The organism is Pseudomonas sp. GW821-FHT02A11, assembly GCF_059421985.1.
In genome coordinates this window covers 73,366-89,447 of record NZ_JBWKWB010000010.1, presented here as the reverse complement: position 1 = coordinate 89,447, position 16,082 = coordinate 73,366, and the positions used below count along the sequence as shown (strand labels likewise).

The 16,082-nt window shown below is 61.3% G+C and carries 18 protein-coding genes and 1 tRNA gene; 9 read left to right on the top strand and 10 right to left on the bottom strand.

Going from position 1 to position 16,082, the window contains the following annotated elements; translation table 11 throughout:
* Positions 1–4: 4 nt before the first annotated feature.
* Complete coding sequence (locus AC07V9_RS16190) at positions 5–1,303, top strand: MFS transporter (RefSeq protein WP_495016681.1); 1,299 nt, start codon at positions 5–7, stop codon at positions 1,301–1,303.
* A gap of 47 nt (positions 1,304–1,350) precedes the next feature.
* On the opposite strand, the gene AC07V9_RS16185 is transcribed toward AC07V9_RS16190, so the two are convergent.
* On the bottom strand, positions 1,351–2,064 hold the full coding sequence (locus AC07V9_RS16185) for a CerR family C-terminal domain-containing protein (protein ID WP_495016680.1): 714 nt from the start codon (positions 2,062–2,064) through the stop codon (positions 1,351–1,353).
* Positions 2,065–2,162: 98 nt separating this feature from the next.
* Here AC07V9_RS16185 and AC07V9_RS16180 point away from each other — a divergent pair, with 98 nt between their 5' ends.
* Genes AC07V9_RS16180 through AC07V9_RS16170 form a run of 3 tightly spaced genes read left to right on the top strand, consistent with a single transcriptional unit; the run spans position 2,163 to position 6,287 of the window.
* Positions 2,163–3,296, top strand: coding sequence for an HlyD family secretion protein (locus AC07V9_RS16180; RefSeq protein WP_495016679.1), 1,134 nt, complete (start codon positions 2,163–2,165; stop codon positions 3,294–3,296).
* Positions 3,289–4,869, top strand: a complete 1,581-nt coding sequence (locus tag AC07V9_RS16175) for a DHA2 family efflux MFS transporter permease subunit (RefSeq protein ID WP_495016678.1) — start codon at positions 3,289–3,291, stop codon at positions 4,867–4,869. The genes AC07V9_RS16180 and AC07V9_RS16175 overlap by 8 nt, the downstream gene beginning before the upstream one ends.
* Positions 4,866–6,287 carry an efflux transporter outer membrane subunit gene (locus AC07V9_RS16170; RefSeq protein WP_495016677.1) on the top strand — a complete coding sequence of 474 codons (1,422 nt, stop codon included), beginning with the start codon at positions 4,866–4,868 and terminating at the stop codon, positions 6,285–6,287. Before AC07V9_RS16175 ends, AC07V9_RS16170 begins: the two co-directional genes overlap by 4 nt.
* A 10-nt stretch (positions 6,288–6,297) precedes the next feature.
* Here AC07V9_RS16170 and AC07V9_RS16165 read toward each other — a convergent pair whose 3' ends face one another.
* The 5 genes from AC07V9_RS16165 to AC07V9_RS16145 form a co-directional block, all read right to left on the bottom strand.
* Positions 6,298–6,624: a hypothetical protein gene (locus tag AC07V9_RS16165; protein WP_495016676.1), complete on the bottom strand. Its 327-nt coding sequence runs from the start codon at positions 6,622–6,624 to the stop codon at positions 6,298–6,300.
* A 367-nt stretch (positions 6,625–6,991) separates the two neighbouring features.
* Entirely contained in the window at positions 6,992–7,225 is a 234-nt protein-coding gene (locus tag AC07V9_RS16160; RefSeq protein ID WP_495016675.1) for a DUF2790 domain-containing protein, read from the bottom strand.
* A gap of 296 nt (positions 7,226–7,521) precedes the next feature.
* Positions 7,522–7,800, bottom strand: coding sequence for a DUF2790 domain-containing protein (locus AC07V9_RS16155; RefSeq protein ID WP_495016674.1), 279 nt, complete (start codon positions 7,798–7,800; stop codon positions 7,522–7,524).
* A 181-nt stretch (positions 7,801–7,981) separates the two neighbouring features.
* Positions 7,982–8,203 carry a hypothetical protein gene (locus AC07V9_RS16150; RefSeq protein WP_495016774.1) on the bottom strand — a complete coding sequence of 74 codons (222 nt, stop codon included), beginning with the start codon at positions 8,201–8,203 and terminating at the stop codon, positions 7,982–7,984.
* 174 nt (positions 8,204–8,377) lie between these two features.
* The gene (locus tag AC07V9_RS16145) at positions 8,378–9,199 is read right to left on the bottom strand and encodes an NADPH-dependent oxidoreductase (protein WP_495016673.1); all 822 of its coding nucleotides are present in this window, start codon (positions 9,197–9,199) and stop codon (positions 8,378–8,380) included.
* A gap of 244 nt (positions 9,200–9,443) precedes the next feature.
* Here AC07V9_RS16145 and AC07V9_RS16140 point away from each other — a divergent pair, with 244 nt between their 5' ends.
* From AC07V9_RS16140 to AC07V9_RS16130, 3 genes are all read left to right on the top strand, one after another.
* Positions 9,444–9,869, top strand: coding sequence for an Rrf2 family transcriptional regulator (locus tag AC07V9_RS16140; protein WP_495016672.1), 426 nt, complete (start codon positions 9,444–9,446; stop codon positions 9,867–9,869).
* A gap of 150 nt (positions 9,870–10,019) precedes the next feature.
* A complete protein-coding gene (locus tag AC07V9_RS16135) occupies positions 10,020–10,766 on the top strand; it encodes a glucose 1-dehydrogenase (RefSeq protein WP_495016671.1) in 747 nt (248 codons plus the stop codon).
* 211 nt (positions 10,767–10,977) lie between these two features.
* Complete coding sequence (locus tag AC07V9_RS16130; RefSeq protein WP_495016670.1) at positions 10,978–11,295, top strand: hypothetical protein; 318 nt, start codon at positions 10,978–10,980, stop codon at positions 11,293–11,295.
* 90 nt (positions 11,296–11,385) lie between these two features.
* On the opposite strand, the gene AC07V9_RS16125 is transcribed toward AC07V9_RS16130, so the two are convergent.
* Both AC07V9_RS16125 and AC07V9_RS16120 read right to left on the bottom strand, forming a co-directional pair.
* Positions 11,386–11,461 (bottom strand) — tRNA-Asn (locus tag AC07V9_RS16125).
* A gap of 245 nt (positions 11,462–11,706) precedes the next feature.
* On the bottom strand, positions 11,707–13,098 hold the full coding sequence (locus AC07V9_RS16120) for an aldehyde dehydrogenase family protein (protein ID WP_495016669.1): 1,392 nt from the start codon (positions 13,096–13,098) through the stop codon (positions 11,707–11,709).
* A gap of 151 nt (positions 13,099–13,249) precedes the next feature.
* Here AC07V9_RS16120 and ptrR point away from each other — a divergent pair, with 151 nt between their 5' ends.
* The gene (gene ptrR, locus AC07V9_RS16115) at positions 13,250–14,167 is read left to right on the top strand and encodes a putrescine utilization regulator PtrR (RefSeq protein ID WP_495016668.1); all 918 of its coding nucleotides are present in this window, start codon (positions 13,250–13,252) and stop codon (positions 14,165–14,167) included.
* On the opposite strand, the gene AC07V9_RS16110 is transcribed toward ptrR, so the two are convergent.
* Together AC07V9_RS16110 and AC07V9_RS16105 are read right to left on the bottom strand one after the other, a co-directional pair.
* Positions 14,137–14,838: a dihydrofolate reductase family protein gene (locus tag AC07V9_RS16110; protein WP_495016667.1), complete on the bottom strand. Its 702-nt coding sequence runs from the start codon at positions 14,836–14,838 to the stop codon at positions 14,137–14,139. The genes ptrR and AC07V9_RS16110 overlap by 31 nt on opposite strands.
* Before the next feature lie 72 nt (positions 14,839–14,910).
* Positions 14,911–15,324 (bottom strand): RidA family protein, encoded by a 414-nt coding sequence (locus AC07V9_RS16105; RefSeq protein ID WP_495016666.1) that lies wholly within the window; start codon positions 15,322–15,324, stop codon positions 14,911–14,913.
* A 142-nt stretch (positions 15,325–15,466) separates the two neighbouring features.
* Between AC07V9_RS16105 and thpR the strand changes: the two genes are divergently transcribed.
* The gene (thpR, locus tag AC07V9_RS16100; RefSeq protein ID WP_495016665.1) at positions 15,467–16,015 is read left to right on the top strand and encodes an RNA 2',3'-cyclic phosphodiesterase; all 549 of its coding nucleotides are present in this window, start codon (positions 15,467–15,469) and stop codon (positions 16,013–16,015) included.
* Positions 16,016–16,082: the final 67 nt, after the last annotated feature.

Here is a 16,082-nt window from a genome sequence, read left to right as displayed (position 1 = left end):
GAACATGAAGCTGTTACGTCTACGCCCCACCACGGTGGTGCTCTTCATGCTGTGCGCCATGTATTTCATTACCTACCTGGATCGCGTCAACGTCAGTACCGCCGCGGTCGGATTCGGTGCCGAATTCAACCTCACCAAGACCCAGATCGGACTGGTCTTTTCCGCCTTTGCCTACCCCTATCTGGTATTTCAGATCATCGGCGGCTGGGTCAGCGACCGCTTCGGTGCCAAGCGCACGTTGGTGGTGTGCGGCCTGATCTGGGCCGGCGCCACAGTGCTGACGGGGCTGGCCGGTGGCTTCGTTTCCCTGCTCATTGCCCGGGTGCTGCTGGGCCTGGGTGAAGGCGCGACCTTCCCTGCGGCCACAGCCGCGATGTCACGCTGGGTGGCCAAGGATCAGCGTGGCTTCGCCCAAGGCATCACCCACGCCTTCGCCCGCTTGGGCAATGCCCTGGCGCCGGCCGCGATGATTGCGGTGATGGCAGCCTACGGGTGGCGAGAATCGTTCTACGTCTGCGCAGGCATCAGTTTCGTCTGGGTGATGTTGTGGATGCTGGTCTTCACTGAACACCCGAAAGACCACCCGCGCATCTCGCAACAAGAACTGGAAGTGCTGCCGCCACCCAAACCCAAAAGCAAGATCGCCCTGCCCTGGGGTCGCCTGTTCAAGCGCATGGCACCGGTGACCGTCGTTTATTTCTGCTACGGCTGGACCCTCTGGCTGCTGCTCAGCTGGGTGCCGATGTACTTCATGAACATGGGCCTGGACTTGAAAAACACAGCGATCTTTTCCTCAACGGTGTTTTTCGGCGGTGTGGTCGGCGACACCTTGGGCGGCATCGTCAGCGACCGCATCTACAAACGCACGGGCGATCTGAACAAGGCCCGCAGCCGCATGGTCGCGATCTGCCTGTCATTGACCCTGCTGGCGCTGTTACCCCTGATGTTCACCCACGACATGTACGTGTCCCTGGCGTGCCTGGCGGTCGCATTCTTCTTCTCGGAAATGACCATCGGCCCGATGTGGGCCATCCCCATGGACATCGCCCCGGACCATTGCGGCACGGCCAGCGGCATGATGAACACCGGCTCCGCCATGGCGGCGATTGTCAGCCCGGTGGCAGCGGGGCTGCTGATCGATCAGTTCGGCAACTGGCAGCTGCCGTTTCTGGTCAGCATTGTGTTGCTCGCGATCGGCGTGATGCTGTCGTTTCGCATGCGGCCGCAGAACCGGTTCGAGTATGGCGGCCCTGCCACCGCGAACATGCCGCAAGCGCCTGCCGCGGCGGTGGCCCAGAAATGACCGGGGACTGAGCTGCGTGAAACCTCTGTTGCAGCCCGGCCGGGCTGCTACAGACTCAAATTCGACTCTCGCTGCCGGACAAGCCCTTCCAACGTGAACCGCGCCTGGGTCAGCACCACATCGCGCACCAGCTCCATCTCCTTGGCCCCCACCTGCGTCCACTTCAGCGACTCAAGCAACTTGGGCTTTTGCACCCGAAACGCCAGCCCCTGAGAAAACAGCGCGATCGAGTGAATGATCGTGCGCTCGTCCTCGACATCCAGCCCCGCCAGCCGTGCGATCAACTGGCGAATCACTACCCCGATGCGCTTCTTGAAGCGATCTTCGAACGCCGTCGTCGCACTCTCCGGACACAACCCCGCCTGATGACGATCCAGAAAAGCCCGCCAGGCCGTGGTCTGCGGGCTGTCCTGAATCGTCGACACCACCGCCCCCAGAATGCCCAGCGAGGTCTCGATCAGAGCCTGATCGCCGGCCGCCAGATCGGCCAGCGCGCGTTCGGCGGCCTCCACCGGCTCGCCCATCCTGCGCCACAGCAAGGTGATCAGGTGCTCGACGCAGGCCAGATACACCCCTTCCTTGCCGTCGAAGTAATACTGCAACGCCGGGGAGTTCACCCCCGCCGCGTTGGCGATGTCCCGAGTCGAAGCGCCGTCGTAACCGCGTTCGCCAAACACCGAAACAGCGGCCTCGATGAGGCGTGCGCGGGTTTCTTCGCCGCGCTGATAACCACCTTCGGCGGCCGGTTTGTGTCGTGCCATGTGCAGCTCCCGTTCGATACCAGGGCAAAATATACCAGTTGACAAAAATTCGCGAAAAAAGGAATTTATTCCGACTGATATAAATCCGGAGTGACCTGATGTCCGCTGCACAACCCTCGCCTCAGGTCGCCCCTGAAGACACCGCCAACGGCCAACGCGGCAAGGCCCGACGGATTTTGCTGACGCTGGTCGGCGTCGCGTTGCTGGTCGCGCTGGTCTGGGGCGCCTGGTGGTGGATCACCGGGCGCTTCATCGAAAGCACCGACGACGCCTACCTGCAGGCTGACAGCATCAGCGTCGCGCCTAAAATAAGCGGCTACGTCGGCGAGGTCCTTGTCGCCGATAACCAGACGGTCAAGCGCGGCGATGTGCTGGTGCGCCTCGATGCGCGCAAATACCAGGCGGTCAGCGATGAAGCGTCGGCGACCATTGCAGCGCGCAATGCCGACCTGGCCAAGGCCCAAGCGGATCTGGTGCAGCAGGACTCGACGATTGCCGAGGCTCGCGCGCAGCTTCAAGGCGCTGAAGCCGATGCTCGTCACGCCCAGACCGAAGTGGCCCGGTATGCACCGCTGGCACGCTCAGGCGCCGAACCTGAAGAGCGTCTGGCGCAGCTCAATAACCAACTGGCCCAGGCCCGCAGTACCGTAGCGGCCAAGCAGGCGGCGTTGCGTTCCAGCCAGACCCGCTATGGCACGTTGCAAGCCCAGCTCAAGCAAGCCCAGGCGCAACTGGGCGTGGCCAGGGCCAGCGAGGCCCAAAGTCAGCTGGATGTGAACGATGCCGAAATCCGCAGCCCCATCGACGGCCGTGTCGCGGATCGTGGCGTGCGCATTGGCCAGTACGTGCAACCTGGCACACGGCTGTTGACCGTGGTGCCGGTCAGCGCGATTTACCTCACCGCCAATTACAAGGAAACCCAGATCGGCGACATGCGCCCCGGCCAATCGGTGACCGTGCACGTCGACGCCCTGCCAGGCCATCCGTTGCAAGGCCACATCGACAGCCTGGCGCCGGGCACAGGCGCGCAGTTCGCCTTGCTGCCGCCGTCCAATGCGACCGGCAACTTCACCAAGATTGTCCAGCGCGTGCCGGTGCGCATCGCCCTGGACATCCGCGATGACGTGCGCCCGGCGCTGGTACCCGGTCTGTCGGCAACGGTCGATGTCGACACCCGCACCGGCCCTCGCGCATCGACCGACAACGCCGCATCGGACGCCCACCATGGCTGAGGCCACCGTGACCCCGGCATCCGCCGACACACCGCGCAACGCCTCGCTGACCGACTGGATCGCCGTCGCAGCGGGCTCGCTGGGCGCCTTGCTGGCGACACTGGACATCTCGATCACCAACTCGGCGCTGCCGCAGATTCAGGGGCAGATCGGCGCCACTGGTACGGAAGGCACCTGGATCGCCACCGGCTACCTGATGTCGGAAATCGTCATGATCCCCCTCGCCGCCTGGCTGACCCAAGTGTTTGGCTTGCGCCGGTTTCTCATCGGCACCACGCTGATGTTCACCTTCTTTTCGATGTTCTGCGGCCTGTCGTCCAGCCTGGGCGCGATGATCGCCGGGCGCATCGGTCAGGGTTTTGCTGGCGGCGCGATGATCCCGACTGCGCAGACCATCGTGCGCACCCGCCTGCCCGCGCATCAGCTCCCCATTGGCACGACCCTGTTCGGCATGACGGTGATCCTCGGTCCACTCCTGGGGCCGGTGGTCGGCGGCTGGCTGACGGAAAACATCAACTGGCGCTGGTGCTTCTTTCTCAATCTGCCCATTACCATCGCGCTCATCACCCTGCTGGTGACCGGGCTCACGTCCGACCGGATGAACCTGGAGCGCTTCATCAAGGCTGATTGGGCGGGAATCGTCGGCCTGGCGATGGGTTTGAGCTCGCTGACCGTGGTGCTCGAAGAAGGTCAGCGCGAGCATTGGTTCGACTCGCGGCTGATTATTTGGCTGAGCATTGCCACAGTGGTCGGCTTCTTTCTGATCGCGGTCGGTCAGCTGCGCTCACGCACGCCGATTCTACGCCTGCAACTGGTGCTCAACGGCAGCTTTGGCAGCGTGCTGCTCATCGCCACGGCGGTGGGCGCGGGCCTGTATGGCACGGCGTATCTGGTGCCGCAGTTTCTCGGCATTCTGTCGGGCTACAACGCCGAACAGTCGGGCTCGATCATGCTGCTGTCGGGTATTCCGGCGTTTCTGCTGATGCCGATCCTGCCCAAGATGCTCGGTCGCTACGACCTGCGTTGGATGGTCGGCGCAGGCCTGCTGCTGTACTGGGCCAGTTGCTTCGTCGACACCCAGCTCACCGCCCAGAGCGTGGGCCATGACTTCGTGCTGTCGCAACTCTTGCGCGGGTTCGGCCAGATTCTGGTGATGATGCCCCTCAGTCAGCTGTCGATGCGCTCGGTCGACGCGCGGGACGCGGGCGATGCTGCGGGCCTCTATAACATGTCGCGCAACCTGGGCGGCACCATCGGCCTGGCGCTGCTCGGTGTGCTGATGGACCGGCGCAGCCACTACCACGACGACGCGCTGCGCGAAGGCATTCTGGCCAACAGCCAACTGGCGCAGGACCACATGGCCAGCAACACCGCCAGCTACTTGGCGCAGACTGGCGACCCGACCACGGCGCAGCTGCAAGCCTTCGCGCAACTGGCCAATGACATCGGGCAACAGGCCTCGGTCATGGCCTACAACGATGCATTTTATGTGTTGGGGCTGGCCATGCTGGCGTGCCTTCCTTTGATCTTCATCCTGAAAAAGCGCGCCGCGCAGGCAGGCCCACGAAAATGATTGCTCGTACATTTCCTCTGCTGCTGACCGTCGGCCTACTGTCCGCCTGCACCGTAGGGCCGGACTACCACGGCGCCCCGGATGTCGCACCGAAAACCCTCGCCGCCGGGCGCTTGCCTCATGCCGACAGCGCCAGCCCGAAAGCACCTGGCGTTGCGCAATGGTGGCAGTCCCTGGGCGATTCGCAGCTTAATGGTTTGGTCAATCAGGCCATGCAAAACAGTCCGGACATCGCCACCGCGCAAGCGCGATTCAAGCAGTCACGCGCCAGTCTGAGCGGGGCCAACGCTGACCTGATGCCGAAACTCAGCGGCGATGCCGCGATGCTCAAACTGCGCTCCCCCGACACCTCTGCACTGGGCGGCAGCAGTGGCGGCGGACGTGGGCCGCTGACCTTGTATCTGGCGGGCTTCGATGCCAGCTGGGAGGCCGACCTGTTCGGTGGCACCCGTCGTGCGATCGAGGCGGCGCAGGCCGAAGCCGAATCGTCCCAGGCGCGGCTGGCCGATGCGCAGGTGCAACTGGCCGCCGAAGTGGTGCAGACCTACGCCGATCTGCGTGATCAGCAAGCGCGCCTGGCGCTGGTGGACGCCAGCGTCGAGATCGAAGAGCAGGCCGTCGACCTCACGCAACAGCGCCGCGCCCAGGGCGTGGCCTCACAACTGCAGCTCGAACAGGTGCTGACTCAGGCTGAGAACACGCGCGCCCAGCGTCTGCCGCTGCAGGCGTCGATTGTCGAATCGGTGGATCAACTGGGGTTGCTGTGCGGCCTGGAACCAGGAGAGCTGGATGCTCAGCTGAACACCCCGCGTCCGCTGCCGGCCATTCCGAGCCAGGTGCCGTTTGCCGACCCGGCGGCGATTCTCAAGGCACGACCGGACATCCGCGTGGCCGAACGTGCCCTCGCTTCGAGCAACGCACAGATCGGCGAGAAGAAGGCCGACTGGTTTCCCAAACTCAGCCTGATGGGTGATTTGTCGTTCTCTGCCGCCGACCCCGGCCACCTCGCACGCAAGGAAAACGGCACTTGGTTGCTGTTGCCACGATTGACCTGGAATGCCCTGGATTTCGGTCGCGTAGCCGCCAGTGTCAAAGGCGCAGAAGCCGGGCACAACGAGGCCTTGGCGCAGTATAAAAGTGTGGTGTTGAGTGCCCTGCGCGATGCCGACGTGGCGTTGGCGCGCTACGGCCATCAGCGGGAAAACGTGGTGATGTTGCGCAGCGTTGAAGCCTCGGCTGTGCGCGCCGCCGACCTGACCCGTCAACGCTATCGCGCAGGCACCGCGAGCACGCTGGACTGGCTGGACGCCGAGCGCACCCGCTATCAGGCGCAGGAAAGCCGGATTTCCGGCGACGCCGCGCTGCTCAAGGATTTTGCCTCGCTGCACAAATCCCTGGGCCTGGGGTGGACGCTGTGAGGCAACGGGATCACACGCAGTCTTTGGCCGCCTGACCCAAGCCCGAGGTCAACAGGCTGCGCTCATAGATGAAGACTTTGCCGCCGCCGTTGGCCTTGTACGCCTCGATCACGTTATCGGCGGCCACCGAACTGGGCACGACGATGCGGTAATGCCGCTGAGTCTGGGACAGGACCGGGTTCATCGAATGCCCCTGCAACTTGGGCACGACGCAGGCCGTGAACTGTTCCGGGGATTTGCTGGTTTGCAGCGTGAGGGTCGGCTCGTTGGGGGCGCAGGCGCAACCGGTCAGCAGGGCAAACGCAGTCAAGGCGGTGGAGATCAGCAATGTACGCATGGGCGGGTCCTGTCAAAAAATTCTGCTCGGGAGGCAGGTCTTCAATGCAGGCTATTGTCCGGATCGATGCGCCATAACTGAACGTGTAATGGCTGATGCTCACTATCATCACCAGCGATAGCAGTGAGCACCCTAAGGGATCGCAGAGGCGTCAGATCAATGTTCAACCATCGCGGCCCACCCTGGCGCACCCCGGCCGGAAAACCGCTGGCGCGGGCGCGCATCGCGATGGCCAGGCTCACTAAAATCGGCGCCAGCAGCTCATCGGGAGGGTAGGATGTGTCTGCAACCGTGCGGGCATAAAAAACGCTGCATTTTCATGCAGCGTTTTTATTCGTCGATTTCAAACATGGGTCTACCCGGTGGATTAGCCGTTCTGGCGACCGTAACCCCGAGTGGTGTATTCCAGGTTGTGCGAGACACCGGCGCTGTCAACGTAGGTCATTTGAGTCTTGACCAGACCGTCGACTTTCTCTGGATCCTGGGCAGTCTTGACGCTGACGACCTTGGCAACGTCCAGGCCTTTGTGGTTGGCAGGCAGCTCATTGGCCGAGGCAAATACGCTGAACAACGAGAGCGCGGCGAAGGCGATATGTTTCATTTTGGTTCTCCAGATGTCGGTTGGAATCTTCATTGAGCAAAGCGTCTATTCGTTTGCTTCTGGAATCCATTCTTATCGATTTTCGGAGTAGTGATAAACCGTTGCTGTCGATAGCAAAGATCATCGGCGTCAATACTAAAGATTATGTTAGTTTCAGCAACGCTGCCTTTGTTAACTTCCACTTAATGCGCTTGTGGACCCTGCAAAAGGATTGAAAAGGGATAAACAAAAAACGCTGCATCACCATGCAGCATTTTCTATTCATCGTTTCCAATCATATGGATAAAGCCAGTCAATTAACCGTTCTGACGACCGTAGCCCTGAGTGGTATATTCCAGGTCGTGCTTGACGCCAACGCTGTCTACGTAAGTCATTTGAGTCTTGACCAGGCCATCGAATTTCTCCGGGTCCTGGGCGGTCTTGACGCTGATGACCTTGGCCACGTCGATGCCTTTGTGACGGTTGTACTGCTCAACCTGAGTCAGCGGCTGAGCATTGGCGGACGTGACAGCCAGCTCGCTGGCCGAGGCGAATACGCTGAAAAACGAGAGAGCGGCAAAAGCGACATATTTCATTTTGATTCTCCAGAAGTGGGTTCAAAGCGTCATTGAGCAAAGCGGCTATTCGTTTGCTTCTGGAATCCATTGTTATGTATTTTTCAGCGACCGATAAATACTTGCTGTTGATAGGAAACATCAGCCCGGTCAATAACAGCGATTGTAGTATTTCTCGCAACACTCTCTTGTTAACTAAAGTTTAATCCAGCAATGCCTGAACTTCCGCTTGCTCACGCCGTTCGTGGCGACGCTGCTCGCGCATGGCCTCAAGCTCAGCAGGCGACCGGGCGAGAAAGCGCAAGGCAAAATCATAGGGGTTGGTGCCTTGGGCCTCGACCGCTTCGAGGTAGGCGCTTTGCGCGTGACGAACGCGATGCGCCTCAACATAGAGCCCGCCGGGATGCTGGCTCAGGTTGGCCAGCTCGCGCTTGAGTTTGTCGTTACGGTTGATGAAGATTTCGAGCGCTTGGCTACGCGCTGATCGTTGAACGGCATGGACGTCCCTCCTTGATTGCTGCCCGCGATCCTTATCGTCAGCCTCCGACGAACATTGCGTGCATTTCGGCGGAGGCTGATCAGCGATGCCGACGGTCCCTCAGCGCAAACCAAAGCCCAGGCGCTTGAGCTCCTCAACCAGATGCTCACGACCGTGCAGATTGGTGACGCTGCGCAAACGGGCGATGACCTGCTCGGACCAGCCAGCGGCCTTGAGCCCCTCCTGCTTATAGAACGCGCCCAGTCGCTCATCGTACTGCTTGATCGCAGGATGCTCGGTTTCAAGGCCGTAGGTTTCGTGATGCAGCACAGCCGCCTGGGGCAACCTCGGCTTGACCTGCGCTGGGCGATCAGGGGATGGGTGGCCCACGCACAGGCCAAACACCGGGTACACCTGAGGCGGCAGTTCGAGCTCTTTGGCGACCGCTTCGATGTCATTACGGATCGCGCCGATGTACACGCTGCCAAGGCCCAGAGACTCCAGCGCCACCACCGCATTTTGCGCAGCCAGGGCGGCGTCGATGGTGCCCAAGAGCAGGCTTTCCAGATACGGCACAGCTTCCAGCGCCACACCTTCGCGCTCGGCCAGTCGCGATACCCGCGACAGATCCGCCAGCCACACCAGCAACATCGGGGCTTGATGAATGTGCGCCTGATTGCCAGCAAAACCGGCAAGCCGCGCCTTGCGCTCGGGGTTCTGCACCGCGACAACGCTCCACACCTGCAGGTTGGAGGAACTGGCGGCGGACTGCGCGGCGGCGATCAGCGCTTCCAGGGTGCCTTCGGGCAGCGGCGCGTAGGTGAAAGAGCGCACGCTACGATGATCGAGCAGCTCATCGAGGACCGGGCTCCAGGTGCCGGGCAGTTTGATGTCTGCCTGGCCGTAGCGGGACGCGAGTCGTTTTTGCGAAGCATCAGTCATGGGTCATGTCCGAGATATGAATAAAAGAGGCACCCAGTCGAAGTCGTCTCATCTAGCGAAAAGTCTGAGCTTAGGCTGAATGGTTATTAATAAATTGAATGTCACACGAAAATATAATAAAGAGTTTTTTACGCTCGGATCCAGCCACCAGGGCTTTTAAATGCAACACGCGCCAGCGTCGCGCCTAACGCGTCGCTTGCGCACAGCGGTTGACAAAGCTAATTGTGCCGATTAGTTTCACAAAATGTCACAAACCAACGTTCAGTTCTCCGTCGCTTCTCACGTCATGGCCGCGCTGGCTATTCATCCCGGCCAGCCTTTGCGCTCCTCGGATCTGGCGAGCAGCGTAAACGCCGATCCGAGCTTTGTGCGTCGGGTCATTTCCAAGCTGGCCAAGGCAGGCCTGATCAGCACGACCCGAGGCAAAACCGGTTCGTGCATCCTCGCGCGCCCGGCGTCGGCCATCACCCTGCTGGACATCTACAATGCCAGCGAAGCGCCCAAGGCCTATGTGGTGCACGGCTACGCGGTGAGTGAGACCTGCCACGTGAGCCGCAACATCAAGGGTTGCCTTGAGAGCGTGTTGCGAAACGCACAGGAGTCATTCGAGCAGGGGCTGGCCCAGCAGAACCTCGCACAGATCGTCGCAGCCATCGAATCGGGGCCGTGATTTTTTTTGACCTTAATTGTTGTTTTTAAAAGCACAAATAGATCCCAGCCTGGAATTCACACACCGATTCACCCGGCACTCCAAGGCCATGCCAGTGAGGCCAACCGCAGCACTCAACTCCCGAAACACTCACCTGAAAGAGAGATCATCATGGCTAAGTTAGAAGGAAAAGTTGCACTCGTGACCGGCGCTTCCAAAGGCATCGGTGCGGCCATTGCCAAGGCGCTGGCTGCCGAAGGTGCCGCAGTGGTCGTCACCTATGCGAGCGCAAGGCCGGCTGCCGAAGCGGTCGCGGCGGCAATCGTCGAAGCCGGCGGACGCGCGGCGGTGGTGGGCGGCGACGTGACCCAGGCCGCCGATGCACAGAAGCTTGTGCAAACGGCCATCGATCAGTTCGGTCGTCTGGACATTCTGGTCAACAACTCGGGGGTCTATGCCTTCGCGCCGCTGGAGGAAATCACCGAGCAGGAATTTCATCGGCAGTTCAACACCAACGTACTCGGCTTGCTGCTGGTCACCCAGGCGGCGGTCAAACATCTGGGCGAAGGCGCGAGCATCATCAACATCAGCTCCAGCATCACCTCGCTGACCCCTCCCGCTACCGCCATCTACAGCGGCACCAAAGGCGCCGTGGATTCGATCACGGGCGTTCTGGCCAAGGAACTGGGCCCACGCAAGATCCGCGTCAACGCGATCAACCCCGGTTACACCGAGACCGAAGGCACCCATGCGGGCGGGATCACCGGCTCCGACATGGAAAAAGGCCTCATTGCCCAGACGCCACTGGGCCGCGCCGGGTTGCCGGATGACATCGCCGATGTGGCGACCTTCCTGGCCTCCGACGCGTCGCGTTGGCTGACCGGTGAGCATCTGGTGGCGTCAGGCGGCTTGCGCTGATACTGAAGCACCGGCGCCCGATGTCAGGGCGTTGGTGCTTGCCGCCCCGCCCAATACAGTGAGCGGCAAGTACGCAGCCACACGACCGTTCATCGCCGAATGCACACTTTTTCAGACTTTTCCGGCGCTGCCACGCATCAGAAGCTTACAGCGAGCGGATAACGCCCAGCGTCATCCCACTCTGTTCATTCCGACAAAGAGGCCTCACCACATGAATAAGAAAGTGAGTTATGCATTGGCCATCGCTGGCCTGACCTGTCTGCTCTCCGGCCCCACCCTGGCGGCCACCGCCACCACCCCGAGCAGCCCCTCGAACGGCAGCACCATGAGCGGCCCGTCGTCTTCCGGGACCAGCTCATCGACCTCCGAGGATTCGTCCAGACCTAAAGGTACCAACGGCGCCGCCACCAAAGGCACGGCTCTTCCCGGCTCGGGCGGCGAAGCGGGCAGCGGTGGGAATTCGGGCTTCGGCAACGACACCTCGTCAGGCGCAGGTTCGAGCGACAGCAAAAGCACTGGCACCAAATAGCCTGTTGTTCTGCCAACGGCATGCGCCCGATGCTTTTCGAGCGCGCACAAAAAAGGCCAGCTTTTCAGCTGGCCTTTTCATTGTTTCGTTTGGCTCCACGACCTGGACTCGAACCAGGGACCCAGTGATTAACAGTCACTTGCTCTACCAACTGAGCTATCGCGGAATGCGAGCTATCTTACTGATTGAAAAAGAGAAGTCAAGCAATCGGACGAAAAATTTACGCTAATGGCTTGCGCGCTGCCCGACAGCTGACCTCACCACCCTCCCTTACTCAATCCCAATGCGCGCATCTCGTCTTTGCCCAACCGGGCATCCGCCTCGCCTCGCCGTCAAACATCCCCTCGCAACGAAAAATGCCCCGCGTGGAGGTGACCACGCGAGGCATTGCGTTTGGCGACTCACTGCGTCTTAACGACGATCCAGCCACACCGTCTGCGCGTTGCAGAACTCGCGGATGCCGAAGTGCGACAGCTCGCGACCGAAACCGCTCTTCTTCACGCCGCCGATGGGCACGCGGGCGTCGGAGGCGGTGTAGCCGTTGATGAACACGCCGCCGGTTTCCAGACGCGCGGCGATGTCGCGAGCCTTGGCAACGTCAGCGGTCCAGACGCTGCCGGCCAGACCGAATTCGCTGTCGTTGGCCAGCTCCACGGCGTGCTCGGCGTCACGGGCGACGATAATGGAGGCCACCGGGCCGAACAATTCTTCCTTGAAGGAGGTCATGCCCGGACGCACGTTGGACAGGATGGTCGGTGCGTAGTAATTGCCCTCGCCTTCGGCTTTCTCGCCACCGAGCAGTAGAGTCGCGCCTTCACTGATGGTCTTGAGCACTTGCTCGTGCAGCTCGTCACGCAGGTCGTAGCGGGCCATCGGGCCGATGTAGTTCTCTTCGTTCAGCGGGTCGCCGATTTTCAACGCCTTGACCGTCGCCACGAATTTCTCGGTGAAGGCCGGCAGCACGCTTTCTTCCACAATGATGCGCTTGGCAGCGACGCAGATCTGACCGCTGTTCTGGTAACGGCCAATGGTCGCGGCTTTGACGGCCTCGTCCAGGTCAGCATCGGCCAGAACGATAAACGGGTCGGAACCACCCAGCTCCAGTACGCATTTTTTCAGCGCAGCACCTGCCTGGGCGGCAATGGCCGAGCCTGCTCGCACGCTGCCTGTGACGGCGACGGCGGCGATGCGTGGGTCGGCGATGGCTTTGGAAACGCCTTCGTTGCCGACGTTGATCACTTCGAACACACCTTCCGGCAGACCGGCTTCGATCCAGGCGTCACGCAGCAGGTAGGCGCTGCCCATGACGTTTGGCGCGTGTTTAAGGACGTAGGTGTTGCCCGCCAGAATCATCGGAATCGCGCCGCGCATCACTTGCCAGATCGGGAAGTTCCACGGCATCACCGCCAGGATCGAGCCCAGTGGCAGGTAATCGATATAGGCCTTGTCGTTTTCCACCGGGGTCTTTTCCGGGACGAGCATGGCCGGGCCGTTCTCGGCGTACCATTCGCAGGTCACGGCGGTCTTTTCGACTTCGCCACGGGACTGAGCGATCGGCTTGCCCATTTCTGCGGTCATCATCTGCGCGATGGCTTCGGCGTTCTTGCGCAGTACTTTGGCGATGGTGCGCAGTTGCTCGGCGCGAGCGCTGATCGGTTGCTTGCGCCAGGCTTTGAAACCGGCGGCGGCGCGGCTCAGCGATTGCTCAAGCTCAGCAGCCTGCTCAAAGGGATACTCGGCGAACACCTTGCCGGTGGCGGGATTCAGGGAGATGGCGTGGGTCGTGGATGCGTGTGACGACATGACAAAAAGCCTCCTGTAGGGGTTGATCTTCACCGCTGGGCCGAGACCCGTTGCTGAAGTCTTGAGGCCACGATAGGCTCTCTGGAAAATTTCCGATAATGAATAATTATCAAAAATACATTCTCTCAAAGAGAAAGATAGCGAGACCTCCATGGACCTGACCCAACTCGAGCTGTTCAAGGCCATCGCCGAAGAAGGCAGCATCACCGCCGCCGCCCAACGCCTGCACCGCGTGCCGTCCAACCTGACCACGCGCATCAAGCAATTGGAGCAGGAACTGGGTGTCGACCTGTTCATCCGCGAGAAGCTTCGCCTGCGCCTGTCGGCTACCGGCCACACCTTTCTGGATTACACCCGGCGCATTCTGGAGCTGGTCGAAGAAGCCAAACAGGCCACCTCCGGCTCCGAGCCCCAGGGTGTGTTCTCTTTGGGTTCGATGGAAAGCACGGCGGCGGTGCGCATCCCTTCCCTGCTTGCCGAGTTTCACCAGCGTTACCCCAAGGTCGAGCTGGACCTGTCCACCGGGCCTTCCGGCGACATGATCGACGGCGTGCTGTCGGGCCGGTTGAGCGCTGCTTTCGTCGACGGGCCGCTGCGTCATCAGGACCTGGAAGGCATCGAACTGTTCGAAGAAGAAATGCTGCTGATCACCGCCGCCAGCTACGAGCCGGTCACCCGCGCGCAGGATGTGAGCAGCAAAACGGTGTATGCCTTCCGCCAGAACTGCTCGTACCGCCGCCACTTCGAAGCCTGGTTCAAGGCTGACATGGCGACGCCGGGCAAGATCTTCGAAATGGAGTCTTACCACGGCATGCTCGCCTGCGTGACGGCTGGCGCGGGGGTTGCGATGGTGCCACGCAGCATGCTCGAGAGCATGCCGGGCAGCCGCAACGTCAATGCCTATCCGCTGAGCGAAGAGTTTCGCTACCTGAACATCTGGCTGACCTGGCGCCGGGGTGTGCGCTCACCAGCGCTCAACGCCTTCATCGATCTGGTGCAGACCGCCGTGGGGCGAGGCGATGCGTCAGCGTCTCAGGTTCAGGCATTGCTGTCCGACGCAACGGTATAACGCAGCCACACCGCCCCGCCTTCCTGCACCTCGGCCGAGGACAGCGTCAGGTGGGCGGGCTGCGTCCAGGCACTGGCCGACACCTCAAACGACGCCGGATGCTCGCCTCGCCCGTCCACCAACGGCAGGATCAGCACGCTGACTTCGTCCACCAACCCGGCGTTGACGAACGAGCCACTGACATGGGGCCCGCCCTCGACGATCAGGCGTTTGCAGCCCAGTTCCTCGCCAAGAATGCTCACCACCTGCTTGAGGTCGATCTCGGTTTTGCCGGCGAACAGGTACGACACGCCCACCGATTGCAGGTACGCCAGGTAGTCGTCCGACACGCTTTCGGTGAGCACCTCGACCACGTGGGAACCCAAGGCCTCGTTCTCCTTCCAGCCCACCTTGCCGCGAGGGTCGATGGAGATCGCGTAGCTCTTGGCATTGCGCTCGACAAAGCGATGCGTACGCGCAATCGGCGAGCTGGCCAGCCCCTTCGGATAGCCTTCGTCGTGGGCGATCTCCTGCATCGTCACCCGACCGCAGATCCACGCATCGAATTCGAACGTCTGCGCGAGTTTTTCGTACAGATCGCCTGCGGCTTTCTTGAAGCTGCGATCCCAGCCGTCGGTCAGGGCGTGGCCGTCCAGCGACGACATCATGTGGCAAATGACATAAGGCTGCATGACAGAACTCCAGGGTGAATGGGCACTGTAAGACCGACCCGGACGGCCGACCGATAGTTCAGCGGCGTGCGATCAACGCCCTGCCGCTGACGTTTGGCACCGCACCGCCACGCACTTGAGCTCCACCAGAATGCCCGGATGCGCCAGCTCACTCACGCCGATGCAGGTCCAGGCGCACAGCCCACGGGGAAACACGCGGTTCTTCACCTCACGAAACACCGCCATGTGCCGCGACATGTCGACGTGATACGTGGTCATGTCGACGATGTCCTCGAAGGTACAGCCCCCTGCCTCCAGCACCTGACCCAGGTTCGCCCAGGCGGCGAGAAACTGCTGCTCAGGATCTTCGATCACCTGCAAATCAGCGGTGCGGCCTACTTGGCCTGCGCAGTACAACGTATCGCCGACCTTGACCGCAGGGGCGTATCCGGCGCGTTCGACGAGGGTTTGCATGGCGGGCGGGATGATGATTTCGCGATGGGGCATTGGCAGGGCTCCGCAGAAAAGCGCTGAATGTAGCACCCGCCCATGAACCATGAAATCCACAAGCGTTCTGACCATTACCCATGCTTATATGGCCAGGACGCTGTAAGTCAGCCCCCCCTGGCCTGTGACCCGAGGAGCGCTCATGCCCCTGAGCACCGAACCACAATCGCGCCTGTTTTTCGCCCTTGGCTGCCCGCCCACGCTGAGCAAGGCGATTTCGCAATGGCGCACGTCCCTTGCCCTACGCACCGGTCGCCCGGTACCTACCGCCAATTTCCATCTCACGCTGCTATTTCTGGGGGCGGTCGACAAGGCCCAGATCGCAGAAGTCTGCGCCGCCGCCTCGAAGGTCAAGGTGCCCGGAAACCCCCTGACGGTCGTCCTTGACCGCCTGGACGTCTGGCGCAAATCAAAGGCTCTGGTGCTGACCCCAGACGATGCACCACCCGAGCTGATGCGGCTGTCCTACGCGCTGGAACAGGCCATGTTGAGGTTTGGACAGGATCAGGAGCACAAAGAGTCTCGGCCCCACTTGACCCTGGCTCGTGACTATCCAAATCAGGTGCCGGAGGCTGATAGCGCGCCTGAGTTCTTTTTGCGGGCTGATCGTTTTGGGCTTTATGAGTCTCGCAAGGGGGAGTATCGGGTGGTGGGGGAATGGCCGTTTGTTCAGGTTTTGGAGAGAGGGTGATTTCGATGCTTTAGAGGGAGCCAGCTGAAAACCGCCCTCGAGTCGAGCGGTTTTCCTTTAGACGGTG

What these genes read in the sequence shown, in the direction of transcription:
- AC07V9_RS16190 (WP_495016681.1), top strand. Translation starts at nt 5, where the DNA reads ATGAAGCTGTTACGTCTACGCCCCACCACGGTGGTGCTCTTCATGCTG.
- AC07V9_RS16185 (WP_495016680.1), bottom strand. Translation starts at nt 2,064, where the DNA reads ATGGCACGACACAAACCGGCCGCCGAAGGTGGTTATCAGCGCGGCGAA.
- AC07V9_RS16180 (WP_495016679.1), top strand. Translation starts at nt 2,163, where the DNA reads ATGTCCGCTGCACAACCCTCGCCTCAGGTCGCCCCTGAAGACACCGCC.
- AC07V9_RS16175 (WP_495016678.1), top strand. Translation starts at nt 3,289, where the DNA reads ATGGCTGAGGCCACCGTGACCCCGGCATCCGCCGACACACCGCGCAAC.
- AC07V9_RS16170 (WP_495016677.1), top strand. Translation starts at nt 4,866, where the DNA reads ATGATTGCTCGTACATTTCCTCTGCTGCTGACCGTCGGCCTACTGTCC.
- AC07V9_RS16165 (WP_495016676.1), bottom strand. Translation starts at nt 6,624, where the DNA reads ATGCGTACATTGCTGATCTCCACCGCCTTGACTGCGTTTGCCCTGCTG.
- AC07V9_RS16160 (WP_495016675.1), bottom strand. Translation starts at nt 7,225, where the DNA reads ATGAAACATATCGCCTTCGCCGCGCTCTCGTTGTTCAGCGTATTTGCC.
- AC07V9_RS16155 (WP_495016674.1), bottom strand. Translation starts at nt 7,800, where the DNA reads ATGAAATATGTCGCTTTTGCCGCTCTCTCGTTTTTCAGCGTATTCGCC.
- AC07V9_RS16145 (WP_495016673.1), bottom strand. Translation starts at nt 9,199, where the DNA reads ATGACTGATGCTTCGCAAAAACGACTCGCGTCCCGCTACGGCCAGGCA.
- AC07V9_RS16140 (WP_495016672.1), top strand. Translation starts at nt 9,444, where the DNA reads ATGTCACAAACCAACGTTCAGTTCTCCGTCGCTTCTCACGTCATGGCC.
- AC07V9_RS16135 (WP_495016671.1), top strand. Translation starts at nt 10,020, where the DNA reads ATGGCTAAGTTAGAAGGAAAAGTTGCACTCGTGACCGGCGCTTCCAAA.
- AC07V9_RS16130 (WP_495016670.1), top strand. Translation starts at nt 10,978, where the DNA reads ATGAATAAGAAAGTGAGTTATGCATTGGCCATCGCTGGCCTGACCTGT.
- AC07V9_RS16120 (WP_495016669.1), bottom strand. Translation starts at nt 13,098, where the DNA reads ATGTCGTCACACGCATCCACGACCCACGCCATCTCCCTGAATCCCGCC.
- ptrR (WP_495016668.1), top strand. Translation starts at nt 13,250, where the DNA reads ATGGACCTGACCCAACTCGAGCTGTTCAAGGCCATCGCCGAAGAAGGC.
- AC07V9_RS16110 (WP_495016667.1), bottom strand. Translation starts at nt 14,838, where the DNA reads ATGCAGCCTTATGTCATTTGCCACATGATGTCGTCGCTGGACGGCCAC.
- AC07V9_RS16105 (WP_495016666.1), bottom strand. Translation starts at nt 15,324, where the DNA reads ATGCCCCATCGCGAAATCATCATCCCGCCCGCCATGCAAACCCTCGTC.
- thpR (WP_495016665.1), top strand. Translation starts at nt 15,467, where the DNA reads ATGCCCCTGAGCACCGAACCACAATCGCGCCTGTTTTTCGCCCTTGGC.